The organism is Variovorax sp. P1_H2 (genome assembly GCF_056405295.1).
In genome coordinates this window covers 12,464-25,413 of the sequence record NZ_JBFUCJ010000024.1, presented here as the reverse complement: position 1 = coordinate 25,413, position 12,950 = coordinate 12,464, and the positions used below count along the sequence as shown (strand labels likewise).

Sequence of the window (12,950 nt, the reverse complement as noted above, 5' to 3'; positions counted from 1 at the left end):
TTTCTACAACTCTTCGCGCCGAGTCGGGTAGCGCGAAGAAATTTGATCAGTTGAGGACAGAGCACGCTTCGCGTGGTCTGTCCCGCAAGGTTTCAGGCTTAGAGCACGCTTCGCATGGTCTGTCCCGCAATATCTCAGGTCTTCTCTACCTGACTGAATTCGAGTTCGACAGGCGTCGCGCGGCCGAAGATCATGACCGACACGCGCACCTTGCTCTTCTCATAGTTGACTTCCTCGACCGTGCCGTTGAAGTCGGTGAACGGGCCTTCCTTGACCCGCACGAACTCGCCGGCCATGAACTCGACCTTGTGGCGGGGCTTCTCGGTGCCCTGCTGCATCTGGTTCACGATGTCTTCGACTTCCTTCTGGGAAATCGGGGCCGGGCGGTTCTTGGCGCCGCCAACGAATCCGGTCACCTTGTTGGTGTGCTTCACCAGGTGCCAGCTCTCGTCGTCCATGATCATCTCGACCAGCACGTAGCCCGGGAAGAATCGGCGCTCGGTGGTGCGCTTCTGGCCATTCTTGATCTCGACCACTTCTTCGGTCGGGACCAGGATGCGGCCGAACTTGCTCTGCATGCCGGCGCGGTTGATGCGCTCGAGGATGTTGCGCTCGACCGCCTTCTCCATGCCGGAATAGGCATGCACCACGTACCAGCGCAGATCCGGGTTGGCGGCGGGCGCCAGCAGCGGATGGATTTCCGGGTGAGTTTCCGGCGTGGTTTCTGCTTCGACGGCTTGGTCAGTCATTATTTTCTCCAGCCCAGAATGAGGTCGAAAAACACCCATTCGAGCGTCTTGTCGGTGAGCCAAAGGAAGATGGACATGATCGCCACGAAGGCGAACACGTAAGCCGTCATCTGGATCGCTTCCTTGCGGGTCGGCCAGACGACTTTCTTGACCTCGCGCCACGAATCGCGGCCGAAGGCCCACAGCTGGCGGCCGCTCTCGGAGCTCCCGAAGGCACCCACGGCAGCAGCCAGGCCCACCAGCAAGGCGACCCACTGCACCACGGCACCCTGGCGCGCGAGCAGGTAGAACGCCACGATGGCGCCCACCGCCAGCACGACGGCCATCGCCAACTTGGCTTTGTCCGCGTTGGTGCTTACGGTTTCGACTTGAGAAGTGGCCATCTTGGGCTTTGTTCCTGCGGCCTTTCGGCCTTCAAATTCAATGCGTCTTCTGAGACGCCGAAGCCCGTCAGGCTGTGACGGGCTTTTTCTGCCTTCCCGTCAGGCTGCGACGGGCCGCTTTGGCGAAGCCACCTAAGTGGCAGGGGCAGTAGGAATCGAACCTACAACCTTCGGTTTTGGAGACCGACGCTCTGCCAATTGAGCTATACCCCTGTGGAATGCGTTATCAGATGTCGAGGATCTTGGCCACGACGCCCGAACCCACGGTGCGGCCGCCTTCACGGATGGCGAAGCGCAGGCCTTCTTCCATCGCGATCGGGTTGATCAGCTTGACCGTGATCGACACGTTGTCGCCCGGCATGACCATTTCCTTGTCCTTCGGCAGCTCGATCGCGCCCGTGACGTCGGTCGTGCGGAAGTAGAACTGCGGACGGTAGTTGTTGAAGAACGGCGTGTGACGGCCGCCTTCGTCCTTCGACAGAACGTACACCTCGGCGGTGAAGTGCGTGTGCGGCTTGATCGAGCCCGGCTTGCACAGGACTTGGCCACGCTCGACTTCTTCGCGCTTGGTGCCGCGCAGCAGCACGCCGACGTTGTCGCCGGCCTGGCCCTGGTCCAGCAGCTTGCGGAACATTTCCACGCCCGTGCAGGTGGTCTTGACCGTCGGGCGGATGCCCACGATCTCGATTTCCTCGCCGACCTTGATCACGCCGCGCTCGACCGCGCCCGTCACCACCGTGCCGCGGCCCGAGATCGAGAACACGTCTTCCACAGGCATCAGGAAGGTGCCGTCCACGGCGCGCTCGGGCGTCGGGATGTAGGTGTCCAGCGCATCGGCCAGCTTCATGATGGCTTGTTCGCCCAGCGGGCCCTTGTCGCCTTCGAGAGCGAGCTTGGCCGAGCCRTGGATGATCGGGGTGTCGTCGCCCGGGAACTCGTACTTGTCGAGCAGTTCGCGCACTTCCATCTCGACCAGTTCGAGCAGTTCGGCGTCGTCCACCATGTCGCACTTGTTCAGGAACACGATGATGTAGCCCACGCCCACCTGGCGCGCCAGCAGGATGTGCTCGCGGGTCTGGGGCATCGGGCCGTCAGCGGCCGAGCACACCAGAATGGCACCGTCCATCTGGGCAGCGCCGGTGATCATGTTCTTCACGTAGTCGGCGTGGCCGGGGCAGTCGACGTGCGCGTAGTGGCGGTTGGCCGTCTCGTACTCGACGTGCGCGGTGTTGATCGTGATGCCGCGCGCCTTTTCTTCCGGAGCCGCGTCGATCTGGTCGTAGGCCTTCGCTTCGCCGCCGAACTTGGCCGACAGCACGGTGGCAATCGCCGCCGTCAGCGTCGTCTTGCCATGGTCCACGTGACCGATCGTGCCCACGTTGACGTGCGGCTTCGTGCGGGTGAATTTTCCTTTTGCCATTTTCTATCCTTGAAAGAGCATTGCCCGTGTGAGGTTTAACGTCTGCACCCTGTTGCTGGTTCTCTCGCCACGGGCAACGAGAGGCACAGGGTCGCAGAATGCAACTGGAAGGAAACAAGGCAGCTCTGCCGCCTTGTCCTTGTGTGCAGCTGCGCTGCCTTTTGATTGGGCTGCGCAGTCTTGTATTACTTCGAGCGCGAGGCGACGATGGCTTCGGCCACGTTGCGCGGTGCTTCGGAGTAGTGCTTGAATTCCATCGTGTACGTGGCGCGGCCTTGCGTGGCCGAGCGCAGCGTGGTCGAGTAGCCGAACATTTCCGACAGCGGGACTTCAGCCTTGATGAGCTTGCCGCCACCGATCATGTCGTCCATGCCCTGCACCATGCCGCGACGCGACGAGAGGTCGCCCATCACGTTGCCGGCGTAGTCTTCCGGGGTCTCGACTTCGACCGCCATCATCGGCTCGAGGATCACCGGCGAAGCCTTGCGGGCGCCTTCCTTGAAACCGAAGATCGCGGCCATCTTGAAGGCCATTTCGTTCGAGTCCACGTCGTGGTACGAACCGAAGTGCAGCGTGACCTTGACGTCGACCACCGGGTAGCCGGCCAGCACGCCTTGGGTCAGCGCTTCGATCACGCCCTTCTCGACCGCGGGGATGTACTCGCGCGGCACCACGCCGCCCTTGATCGCATCGACGAACTCGAAGCCCTTGCCGGCTTCGTTCGGCTCGAGCTTGAGCACCACGTGGCCGTACTGGCCCTTGCCGCCCGACTGGCGCACGAACTTGCCTTCGGCATCTTCGACCGTCTTGCGGATGGTTTCGCGATAGGCCACCTGCGGCTTGCCGACGTTGGCTTCGACGCCGAACTCGCGCTTCATGCGGTCGACGATGATTTCGAGGTGAAGCTCGCCCATGCCGGAGATGATGGTCTGGCCGGATTCTTCGTCGGAACGCACGCGGAACGACGGATCTTCCGAGGCCAGGCGCTGCAGCGCGATGCCCATCTTTTCCTGGTCGGCCTTGGTCTTCGGCTCGACGGCCTGCGAGATCACGGGCTCGGGGAATTCCATGCGCTCGAGCGTGATGATGGCGTCGGGGTCGCACAGCGTTTCGCCGGTCGTGACGTCCTTCAGGCCCACGCAGGCGGCGATGTCGCCGGCACGGATTTCGTCGATCTCGAGGCGCTCGTTGGCGTGCATCTGCACGATACGGCCGATGCGCTCCTTCTTGCCCTTGACCGGGTTGTAGACGGTATCGCCCTTGCTCAGCACGCCCGAGTAGACGCGCACGAAGGTCAGCTGGCCGACGTAGGGGTCGGTCATGAGCTTGAAGGCCAGCGCCGAGAACTTCTCTTCGTCGGTGGGCTTGCGGTTGGTTTCCTTCTCGTCGTCGTCCGTGCCTTCGACCGGCGGGACGTCCTGCGGCGAGGGCATCAGTTCGATCACGGCGTCGAGCATGCGCTGAACGCCCTTGTTCTTGAACGCGCTGCCGCACATCATCGGCTGGATCTCGCCGGCGATGGTGCGCTGGCGCAGGCCGGCGGTGATTTCTGCCTCGGTGAGGTCGCCCTCTTCGAGGTACTTGTTCATGAGCTCTTCAGAGGCTTCAGCGGCGCTTTCAACCATCTTCTCGCGCCACTCCTTGGCCGACTCGAGCAGTTCGGCCGGGATCTCGCGGTAGTCGAACTTCATGCCCTGCGAGGCTTCATCCCAGTAGATGGCCTTCATCTTGCGAAGATCGACCACGCCCTGGAACTTGTCTTCGRCACCGATCGGGATCACGATCGGCACCGGGTTGGCCTTCAGGCGGTCGACCATCATCTGGCGCACGCGGAAGAAGTTGGCGCCGATGCGGTCCATCTTGTTCACGAACGCGAGACGCGGCACGCGGTACTTGTTGGCCTGGCGCCAAACGGTTTCGGACTGGGGCTGCACGCCGCCGACCGAGTCGTACACCATCACGGCGCCGTCGAGCACGCGCATGGAACGCTCGACCTCGATGGTGAAGTCCACGTGGCCCGGGGTGTCGATGATGTTGATGCGATGCTCGGGCATCGAGTGGTCCATGCCCTTCCAGAAGCAGGTCACGGCAGCCGAGGTGATCGTGATGCCGCGCTCTTGTTCCTGTTCCATCCAGTCGGTGGTGGCGGCGCCGTCATGCACCTCGCCCATCTTGTGGGTCACGCCGGTGTAGAACAGGATGCGTTCGGTGGTGGTCGTTTTGCCGGCGTCGATGTGCGCCGAGATACCGATGTTGCGGTAGCGCTCGATGGGGGTCTTGCGTGCCATGAAATTTACTCCGTTAACGGATGAAAGCCCGCCCACCGCTCTCGGTGGGTCGGGCTTCCAGCCTGTCTGATTTGGGGGGACGACTCTTAGAAGCGGAAGTGGCTGAAGGCCTTGTTGGCCTCGGCCATGCGGTGCACTTCATCGCGCTTCTTCATGGCGCCGCCACGACCTTCCGTGGCTTCCATGAGTTCGTTGGCCAGACGCAGGGCCATCGACTTTTCGCCGCGCTTGCGAGCGGCTTCCTTGATCCAGCGCATCGACAGCGCCAGACGACGGACCGGGCGCACTTCGACCGGCACCTGGTAGTTCGCGCCACCGACGCGGCGCGACTTCACTTCGACCATCGGCTTCACGTTGTTGATGGCCATCGTGAAGGCTTCCAGCGGGTCCTTGCCCGGGTTCTTCTTCTCGATCTGGTCGAGCGCACCATAGATAATGCGCTCGGCGATCGCCTTTTTGCCGCCTTCCATGATCACGTTCATGAACTTCGACAGCTCGACATTGCCGTACTTCGGATCCGGCAGGATTTCACGTTTGGGGACTTCGCGACGACGTGGCATTTTTCTAACCTCTTTGCTTCAGTTGGCGCCTTTGCAGACACCGCGAGAGCCAACAAGAACTCTCACTTACTCGACCCAATATCGGGTCACTTCGTTCGATGCGCCGGCCAGGGCACCCGAACACCGCTGAATGAACTACAGAAAGCCTCAAGCCTTCTTGAAAAACAGAAGGCTTAGGCCTTCTTGGGACGCTTCGCGCCGTACTTGGAACGCGACTGCTTGCGGTCTTTCACGCCTTGCAAGTCGAGCGAACCGCGCACGATGTGGTAGCGAACACCGGGCAAGTCCTTGACACGACCGCCGCGAACCAGCACGACGCTGTGTTCCTGCAGGTTGTGGCCTTCGCCGCCGATGTAGGAAATGACTTCGAAGCCGTTGGTCAGGCGCACCTTGGCGACCTTGCGCAGCGCCGAGTTCGGCTTTTTCGGGGTCGTGGTGTAGACCCGGGTGCAGACACCGCGACGTTGCGGCGAGTTCTGCATGGCAGGGCTCTTCGAATTGATCTTTTCGACCGTCCGACCCTGACGCACCAGTTGATTGATGGTTGGCATGAATGAATAAGTCCCAAAACTGCCCCGAAGGCCCTAGGCGTGAACCGGCCGGACGGGGAAACGACCAAGAATTGGTCGAAAACGTAAATCCCTTCGGAATTTCCGAAAAGCCCACGAGTATACAACAGGCGTTGCCAGGTGGGGCTAACTTTGTGTAGCCCGGCCCGGCACTACTTGATCCAGAGCCGGACGGCGTCCCAGGCACGACCCAGGACACCGGCTTGCTGGACCGCATCCAGCGCCACCAGCGGCACTTCGGCCACGGGCTCGTCGCCGAGCGTGACCTTCAGGGAGCCGACCGGCTGGAACTTGGTGAAGGGCGCGACCAGCGGGTCGGGGCGCACCACCTGGGTCTTGATCTTGGCGGCCGCGCCGGCCGGCACGGCGACCACGATGGCGTCGGGGCGGCCCAGCTTGACGGTGTTCTGATTGCCCTTCCAGACGGCGGGCGTCGCCACGGCCTGGTTGGCCTCGAACAGGCGGACCGCGTCGAAGGCGGTGTAGCCCCAGTTCAGCAGCTTCTGCGACTCGTTGGCGCGCGCGTTCTCGCTGGCCGTGCCCAGCACGATCGACAGCAGACGGCGGCCGCCCGTCAGGTTCGGGAAGTCACGCTTGGCGGTCGCGACCATGCAGTAGCCGGCCGCCGAGGTATGGCCGGTCTTGAGGCCATCGACCGTCGGGTCGCGGAACAGCAGCAGGTTGCGATTGGTGTCGTTGGTCGAGGGCGTGCCCGGGAAGCGGTACTTCTTGATCGCGTAGTAGTGCAGGTACTCGGGGAAGTCGCGCATCAGGCGGGTCGCCAGGATGCTCAGGTCGCGCGCGGTGGTGGTGTGGCCCGGCTCGGTCAGGCCTTCGGGGTTCTTGTAGCTCGTGTTCTTCATGCCGAGGGCCTTGGCCTGCTCGTTCATGAGCTCGACGAAGTGCTCGACCGTGCCGCCCACGCCTTCGGCCAGCGCCACCGTGGCGTCGTTGCCCGATTGCACGATCAGGCCCTTGATCAGGTCCTCGACCGGGACCTGCATCTTCGGGTCGATGAACATCCGCGCGCCGGGCATCTTCCAGGCCCGCGCACTGACCGGCAGGGTCTGCGTCAGGGTGATCTTCTTGGCGCGCAGCGCGTCGAAGACCAGGTAGGCCGTCATCAGCTTGGTCAGCGAGGCCGGCTCGACGGCGGCGTCGATGTCCTTCTGGGCCAGCATCTGGTTGGCCGTGACATCCAGCAGCAGGAAGCTGCGGGCCGCCACCTCGGGCGGCGTCGGCACCTGGGCCCCGGCGGCAAGACACGAAAATGCGGCAGCAGCCACTGCGAAGGCGCGCAGCGCTTCAACGAAACGATTCATGGGGGAAAAGGCTAGCCCGCGCGCAGATGACGGACGACAAGATTCTTGAGCAGGGGCAATTGTCCGTGAAAGAAATGGCCGCCCCCGGGAACGACTGTGACAGGAAGTGACTGCGGCCGCGCCCAGTCCAAGACAGCGGCCAGCGGGACCGTGTCGTCCTGCTCGCCGTGCACCACCAGCGCACGCTCGTGGGCCGCGGGCGGCAGCGCCGCGACCGAGAAGCGCGCCGCCGCGGTGCCGACCAGCACCACGTGGCGGAGGTCGCGCGCGGCCCAGAGTTTTTCGACCGCACAGCTGGCGACGAAGGCGCCGAAGGAAAAGCCGGCGATCGCCAGCGGGCCCTCGGGCGCCAGTTGCTGGACCACCGCGCGCATGTCCTCGCATTCACCGCGCCCTTCGTCGTGCACGCCCTCGCTGGCGCCGACACCGCGGAAATTGAAGCGCACCGCGGTCCAGCCGCAGGCGACGAAGGCGCGCGCCAGCGTCTGCACCACCTTGTTGTCCATGGTGCCGCCGAACAGCGGATGCGGGTGCGCGATCACCGCCACGCCGAGCGCCGGCGCGCCGTCGGCGGCGCGGTCGCGCAGCACTTCGATGGCGCCGGCGGCGCCCTGGATCTGGAGCTTCTCGGTCCGGGAGTTCATGGATGGCCGCCCCTCAGCGCCCGATGTCGGGAGCCAGCAGCAGCCGTTCGACCACTTCGCCGTTCTTCAGGTGCGATTCGACGATTTCATCGATGTCGTCGGCATCGACGTAGGTGTACCAGACCGCCTCGGGATAGACCACCGCGACCGGGCCGCCCGCGCAGCGGTCCAGGCAGCCGGCCTTGTTGACCCGGACCTTGCCGGGTCCGGCCAGCCCGGCCTCCCTGACGCGCGACTTGCAGCGGTCGAAGCCGGCCTGGGCCTCGTGCTTCGAACAGGAATCCTCGCCGGTCTTGCGTTCGTTCAGGCAGAAGAAGATGTGGCGGCCGTAGTAGCCCGCCGACGGGGGAATGCTGGAACTCGACATCGGCTCATTCTATTGAGGAGGCGCTGCGGACGCCCTGCGCGACAACACGGCCAGCACGTAAACAAGGGTTGCGAAGGGCCAGATCCAGCCCAGCCACTGCGCCAGGCCGTGGAAGCGGATGAAGCGCCCCTGCTCCCAGGTCGCCAGCGTCTGGGCGAAATAGGCACTCTCGGGCGCCTGGTTCAGCAGGCTCAGGTGAACCACCAGGGCGATCAGCAGCAGGGCCGCGCAGAAGCGCCGAGGCGCGCCCAGCAACAGCACGCCGATGAACAGGGCAGCCGCGATCCCCACCTGCACCGGCAGGCTCAGCCAGGCCCAGGCATGCGGCGGACCGTAGCTCAGGGCCGCCGACAGCGCCGAGGCCGCCACCCCCGCCAGCAGGATCGACGGCAGCAGGATCGCTCGCCGGGCCACCGAACGGGTGATCAGGAAGCCGAGCAGGCAAGGCACCAGCGCGCCCAGCATGACGCACAGCAGTTCGACGCCCGGCACCAGCGGCTCCAGTTCGAACTCGCGCACCGGCATCCATTCGATGAAGGGCGTATCGATCAGCAAGTCGGCAATGGCGGCTTCGAGCCGTTCGAACACCTGGCCCAGGCCGAAGCTGACGGCGGCCGGAAACAGCAGCGCGATCGGCCACAGGGCCAGCAGCACCAGGCCGCCGCGCGAGTCGTCGACGAACCAGTTGGAACGGGCCCGGTGCCAGTGCGCCACGGCGCCCAGGCGCTCGAGCACCGCCGCCAGCACCGCCCCGACCAGCGTGCCGACGATGTTGAGCCCGAGATCGACATTGGAAGGAATGCGCGCCGGCAGGTAGCTCTGCAGCGTTTCCATGGCGAAGGAGATCGCAGCCCCGGCCGCGGCGGCGCGAAGCACGGCGCGCACGACGCCGGTGGCAGGCCGGTTGCGGATCACCGCGATCGCGGCCAGGAAGCCCAGCGGCAGGTAGCCGACGACGTTGATGCCGAAGTCGAAAGCGGTCCAGTATTTGGGCCAGGGCGCCGCCAGGTAGGCCCAGGGCGCAATGCCCTGGTCGCGCCAGTCGGCGAAGGGATAGAGGCTGGCGTAGACGATCAGCGCCGCATAGGCGAGCGCCAGCGGCAAGGCAACGGATTTGTGCTGCGTGGCCACCGCATTCAGAAGGGCTTGACCACCACCAGCACCACGATGGCCAGCAGCAGCAGCACTGGCAACTCGTTGAACCAGCGGTAGAAGCGGTGGCTGCGGCGGTCGGTGCCGGCGACAAAGCGGCGCAGCAGCACGCCGCAGCCGTGGTGGTAGCCGAGCGCCGCCCCCACCAGGACCAGCTTGGCGTGCATCCACCCGTTGCCCGGCCCGCGCCCGATGCCGTAGCCGAGCCAGAGCCAGAGGCCGAAGCCGAGCGCCGGCAGCGCCAGCAAGGTGGTGAAGCGAAACAGCTTGCGCGCCATCAGCAGCAGTCGGCTGCGCTCGGCGACCGATTCGGGCGCGACCATCGCCAGGTTGACGAAGATGCGCGGCAGATAGAACAGCCCGGCGAACCAGCTGGCGATGAAGACAATGTGCAGCGATTTGACCCAGAGCATGGCGGCAGTTTAGTGGGCGCGTACGGGCCGCAACGTCGCAGCCGCCCGCTGCCGTCGGACGCGCAAAAAAAAGCCCGACGTCAAAACGTCGGGCTGGGAAGCCCTTTTGCTGTCACACATCAAGGCACCCGCTCAGGGAGGAAAAGCGGGGAGCGGCAAGCCGCCCAAGACAGAATTTAACAAAGGCAAAACAACCTATCAAGCAACGGCTGCGTTTTTTTGAACTTATGGCTAAGACACCTAGTACCAACGATTTCGTTTTTCATCCATCTGTGCACAGAAAACAGACCGAAGATGGCACGCTCGCCTTTCCCAAGCTGCATGACACTCTTGGGGCACAATTTTCGACATGACCCTCCACGCCCCTTTTCCCGCGGGCCGGCCGCGCCGGCTGCGCCGGGACGCCTTCACGCGCAACCTGGTACGTGAGCATTCGCTCTCCGCCCACGACTTGATCTATCCCGTATTCGTCCAGGAGGGGGAGAAGCGACGCGACGCCGTACCGTCGATGCCTGGCGTGGAAAGGCTGAGTCTCGACCTGCTGCTGCCGGTGGCCGAACAGTGCGTGGCGCTCGGCATTCCGGTCATGGCGCTGTTCCCGGTCATCGATGCCCGCCTGAAGACGCCGGCCGGCGACGAAGCCTTCAACCCCGGCGGCCTGATTCCTCGCGTGGTGGCCGCGCTCAAGTCGCGCTTTCCCGAATTGGGCGTGATGACCGACGTGGCGCTGGACCCCTACACCAGCCACGGGCAGGACGGACTGCTCGACGACAGCGGCTACATCCTCAACGACCCGACGGTCGAGGTGCTGGTCAAGCAGGCGCTCGCGCAGTCGCGCGCCGGCGTCGACATCGTGGCACCGAGCGACATGATGGACGGCCGGATCGGCGCGATCCGCAACGCGCTCGAAGCGCGCGGCGACATCCATACGCGGATCATGGCCTACAGCGCCAAGTACGCGAGCGCCTTCTACGGCCCTTTCCGCGACGCCGTCGGCTCGGCCGCCAACCTCGGCAAGAGCAACAAGAAGGTCTACCAGATGGACCCGGGCAACAGCGACGAAGCGCTGCGCGAGGTCGCGATCGACATCGCCGAGGGCGCCGACATGGTGATGGTGAAGCCCGGAATGCCCTACCTGGACATCGTGCGCCGGGTGAAGGACGAGTTCCGGGTTCCGACCTTTGCCTACCAGGTCAGCGGCGAGTACGCGATGCTGAAGGCCGCGGCGCAGAACGGCTGGCTGGACCACGACGCGGTGATGCTCGAAAGCCTGCTGGCCTTCAAGCGCGCAGGGGCCGACGGGGTGCTGACCTATTTCGCGCTCGATGCCGCCCGGCTGCTGAAGCAATCCTGACACCTTGCCGGACAGACCCACAAAACTGCGCAGCAGTTTTTTGCTCTGTCCTCAACTGACTAGGAATCGGCATCCCCCATGCGCATCTTCAAGATCGACGGCACGCAGGTCACGGAGCACGACGCGCTGGCGCCCATGGCGGCGCCCGGTGCCTGCGAACGGGGCTACCTGTGGCTGTCGCTGACCCGCGAGGAGTTCCAGGCCTCGCTGCCGCAGGTGCAGGAGGTGCTGCAGTCGCTGTGCGGCACCCTGCTGCTCGACCTCCACGTGAGCGACCTGCTCAACGACCAGTTGCCCTCGCGCTTCGACTACACCTCGCAGTACGACCTGCTGGTGTTCCGCCGGCTGGCCGCATCCAACGGCAAGGGGCTGCCGAAGCCCGACGAACCCGCCCGCGGCGGCCCCAGCGTGCTGCGCCGGGTCGACACGCGCCCGGTGGGCTTCGCGGTCTTCGACCGCGTCCTGCTGTCGGTGCACCCCGAGGACGGCAGCGTGCGCGATGCCTTCGCCGCCAAGCTGCTGGCCGCCGCCGCGCCGGCCGAACGCGGCCGCAGCCCGATCCCGGCGCTGGATGTCCGCGCGGTCTCCGCCCGCATTCCCTCGGGCCCGGCCGACCTGATGCTGCGGGTGATCAACCAGATCGTCGACGCCTACCTCGACCTGCGGCGCGAACTGACCCGCCAGCTCGACCACTGGCAAGCCGAACTGATCGACCCGCACAGCCGCTTCACCAACTGGAGCGCGCTGATGGACTCCCGCCAGTCGCTCTACCACCTCGACGAGATCTGCGAAGACCAGCGCGCGGCGATCCAGGACTGGATCGATTCGCTCGAAACCCTGCCGCCGCCGGCCGGCAGCACCGAGCAACGCGAGCGCGAGCTCGTCATGGTGCGCAGCCGCGACGTGCTGGAGCACATCGAGCGCGTCGTCCACCACGTGCGCCGGCTCGAGCAGAACGCCGAAACCGCGGTCCAGATGCACTTCAGCGTCCAGGGCCACCGCGCCAACGACATCATGCGGGTGCTGACTGTGCTGACCGCGGTCTTCCTGCCGCTGAACCTGATCGCCGGGATCTTCGGCATGAACTTCGAATTCATCCCGCTGGTGCACAAGGCCGACGGCTTCTGGATCGCGATGGGGTCGATGGGCGTGATCGCGGTGGTTCTGGTCGTCGTCTTCTGGCGCAAGCGCTACCTGGCCCGAACCCGATAACAAGAACGACGGCGAAAAACAAAAAAGCCCGGCGAAGCTCGGGCTTGTTCGTGAAACACCGCGGAACCGGCTCTGCCGGGCCGCCGGTGTTGCCCCCGGCGAGGGGGTGGGCGGCTACACGAAGTGAGCCAACCTGGGGGAGTGCTTACTTTCCGGCTTGAACGCGCGGCTCGGCCGGCTTGTTCATGGTCGAGATCACGCGGCTGTTGACGCGCGAACCGGCGCTGACGTTCTGGTCGGGCGCGCTGGCGGTGGCGATGGCCTGGGCACGCACGGCCTCGGGGTTGGCGACCGAGTTGAAAGGCTCGGCACCACGCGAACCGCGCACCACGTTCTGGTTCGGTGCGGCGGCGGTGCGGGCAGCTTCGGCGCTGACTTCGTCGCGGCTCTTGGCCGAGACGCCGGCGTGCACGCCGTCGTAGCTTTCGGCTTGTGCGCCAGCGGCAGCGAGGAAGGACAGGGCGGCAGCGGCGAGGATACGGGAGGTCTTCATTTCGGTTCCTTTGGGTTCTTCGGA

The 12,950-nt window shown here is 64.8% G+C and carries 14 protein-coding genes and 1 tRNA gene; 2 read left to right on the top strand and 13 right to left on the bottom strand.

Annotated features, from left to right (window positions below):
- Positions 1 to 134: 134 nt before the first annotated feature.
- The 12 genes from nusG to AC1D2E_RS11185 all read right to left on the bottom strand — a co-directional run bounded on the left by nusG (position 135) and on the right by AC1D2E_RS11185 (position 9,867).
- Positions 135 to 749 (bottom strand): transcription termination/antitermination protein NusG, encoded by a 615-nt coding sequence (nusG, locus tag AC1D2E_RS11240; protein ID WP_478197479.1) that lies wholly within the window; start codon positions 747 to 749, stop codon positions 135 to 137.
- Complete coding sequence (secE, locus tag AC1D2E_RS11235) at positions 749 to 1,132, bottom strand: preprotein translocase subunit SecE (protein ID WP_478176954.1); 384 nt, start codon at positions 1,130 to 1,132, stop codon at positions 749 to 751. The genes nusG and secE overlap by 1 nt, the downstream gene beginning before the upstream one ends.
- 137 nt (positions 1,133 to 1,269) lie before the next feature.
- Positions 1,270 to 1,345: transfer RNA gene (locus AC1D2E_RS11230), tRNA-Trp, on the bottom strand.
- A 13-nt stretch (positions 1,346 to 1,358) separates the two neighbouring features.
- Positions 1,359 to 2,552 carry an elongation factor Tu gene (gene tuf / locus AC1D2E_RS11225; protein WP_021005418.1) on the bottom strand — a complete coding sequence of 398 codons (1,194 nt, stop codon included), beginning with the start codon at positions 2,550 to 2,552 and terminating at the stop codon, positions 1,359 to 1,361.
- A 185-nt stretch (positions 2,553 to 2,737) separates the two neighbouring features.
- Complete coding sequence (gene fusA, locus AC1D2E_RS11220) at positions 2,738 to 4,840, bottom strand: elongation factor G (protein ID WP_478197478.1); 2,103 nt, start codon at positions 4,838 to 4,840, stop codon at positions 2,738 to 2,740.
- An 86-nt stretch (positions 4,841 to 4,926) separates the two neighbouring features.
- The gene (gene rpsG, locus AC1D2E_RS11215; RefSeq protein WP_478109883.1) at positions 4,927 to 5,400 is read right to left on the bottom strand and encodes a 30S ribosomal protein S7; all 474 of its coding nucleotides are present in this window, start codon (positions 5,398 to 5,400) and stop codon (positions 4,927 to 4,929) included.
- Positions 5,401 to 5,573: 173 nt separating this feature from the next.
- Complete coding sequence (gene rpsL / locus AC1D2E_RS11210) at positions 5,574 to 5,951, bottom strand: 30S ribosomal protein S12 (protein WP_013543948.1); 378 nt, start codon at positions 5,949 to 5,951, stop codon at positions 5,574 to 5,576.
- A 170-nt stretch (positions 5,952 to 6,121) separates the two neighbouring features.
- The gene (locus tag AC1D2E_RS11205; RefSeq protein ID WP_478197477.1) at positions 6,122 to 7,291 is read right to left on the bottom strand and encodes a D-alanyl-D-alanine carboxypeptidase family protein; all 1,170 of its coding nucleotides are present in this window, start codon (positions 7,289 to 7,291) and stop codon (positions 6,122 to 6,124) included.
- A gap of 11 nt (positions 7,292 to 7,302) precedes the next feature.
- Positions 7,303 to 7,935, bottom strand: coding sequence for an alpha/beta hydrolase (locus AC1D2E_RS11200; protein WP_478197476.1), 633 nt, complete (start codon positions 7,933 to 7,935; stop codon positions 7,303 to 7,305).
- 13 nt (positions 7,936 to 7,948) lie between these two features.
- Positions 7,949 to 8,302 (bottom strand): (2Fe-2S) ferredoxin domain-containing protein, encoded by a 354-nt coding sequence (locus tag AC1D2E_RS11195; RefSeq protein WP_478197475.1) that lies wholly within the window; start codon positions 8,300 to 8,302, stop codon positions 7,949 to 7,951.
- Between the two features lie 9 nt (positions 8,303 to 8,311).
- Positions 8,312 to 9,433 carry a VanZ family protein gene (locus tag AC1D2E_RS11190; RefSeq protein WP_478197474.1) on the bottom strand — a complete coding sequence of 374 codons (1,122 nt, stop codon included), beginning with the start codon at positions 9,431 to 9,433 and terminating at the stop codon, positions 8,312 to 8,314.
- Positions 9,434 to 9,438: 5 nt separating this feature from the next.
- On the bottom strand, positions 9,439 to 9,867 hold the full coding sequence (locus tag AC1D2E_RS11185; protein WP_478173229.1) for a CopD family protein: 429 nt from the start codon (positions 9,865 to 9,867) through the stop codon (positions 9,439 to 9,441).
- 349 nt (positions 9,868 to 10,216) lie between these two features.
- On the opposite strand from AC1D2E_RS11185, the gene hemB reads away from it, so the two are divergent.
- Together hemB and AC1D2E_RS11175 are read left to right on the top strand one after the other, a co-directional pair.
- A complete protein-coding gene (gene hemB, locus AC1D2E_RS11180; RefSeq protein WP_478197473.1) occupies positions 10,217 to 11,221 on the top strand; it encodes a porphobilinogen synthase in 1,005 nt (334 codons plus the stop codon).
- A 78-nt stretch (positions 11,222 to 11,299) separates the two neighbouring features.
- The gene (locus AC1D2E_RS11175) at positions 11,300 to 12,433 is read left to right on the top strand and encodes a magnesium transporter CorA family protein (RefSeq protein WP_478197472.1); all 1,134 of its coding nucleotides are present in this window, start codon (positions 11,300 to 11,302) and stop codon (positions 12,431 to 12,433) included.
- Between the two features lie 145 nt (positions 12,434 to 12,578).
- Here the strand turns inward: AC1D2E_RS11175 and AC1D2E_RS11170 are convergent, their stop codons facing one another.
- On the bottom strand, positions 12,579 to 12,926 hold the full coding sequence (locus AC1D2E_RS11170; RefSeq protein WP_478173226.1) for a DUF4148 domain-containing protein: 348 nt from the start codon (positions 12,924 to 12,926) through the stop codon (positions 12,579 to 12,581).
- Positions 12,927 to 12,950: the final 24 nt, after the last annotated feature.